This is a genomic window from Alcanivorax sp. 97CO-5, from assembly GCF_000524665.1.
Classification (GTDB): domain Bacteria; phylum Pseudomonadota; class Gammaproteobacteria; order Pseudomonadales; family Alcanivoracaceae; genus Alcanivorax; species Alcanivorax borkumensis.
The window spans coordinates 1-501 of sequence record NZ_KI965899.1; the positions used below are offsets into that span (position 1 = coordinate 1).

Below are 501 nucleotides of genomic sequence, written 5' to 3' on the forward strand. Positions count from 1 at the left end.
CTGTATACGACCAAGACACCGATCACCGCAGCAGACTTGCTCAACGATCGCGTGCTGCCGTTTTACGCCTCTCATGAGCTGCCTGTCCTGCGGATCCTGACCGACCGTGGCACCGAGTACTGCGGCAAGGTGGAGCAGCATGATTACCAGCTGTATCTTGCGCTAAATGAGATCGAGCATACGCGCACTAAAGCACGACACCCCCAAACCAACGGGATCTGCGAGCGCTTCCACAAAACCATTCTGCAGGAGTTTTATCAGCCGGCATTGCGGCGAAAGATTTACGGCAGCCTGGAAGCGTTGCAGGAAGATCTGGACGTATGGCTGGATTACTACAACAATGAACGCACCCATCAAGGCAAGAAGTGCTGTGGCAGAACCCCGCTGGCCACCTTGCTGGATGGAAAATCGATCTGGAAGGAAAAGTTCGTAGGCTGAACTTGACCTGACAGACACCTTCTGAAAAACCGGTAACTGTCAGATCAAGTCTGAATTACTACA

At 52.7% G+C, this 501-nt stretch carries 1 protein-coding gene; it reads left to right on the forward strand.

The window, feature by feature from the left end; all coding sequences use genetic code 11:
• Nucleotides 1-438, forward strand: a 438-nt coding sequence (locus Y017_RS09370; RefSeq protein WP_035460445.1) for an integrase core domain-containing protein, incomplete at its 5' end; no start/stop codon positions are given.
• Nucleotides 439-501: the final 63 nt, after the last annotated feature.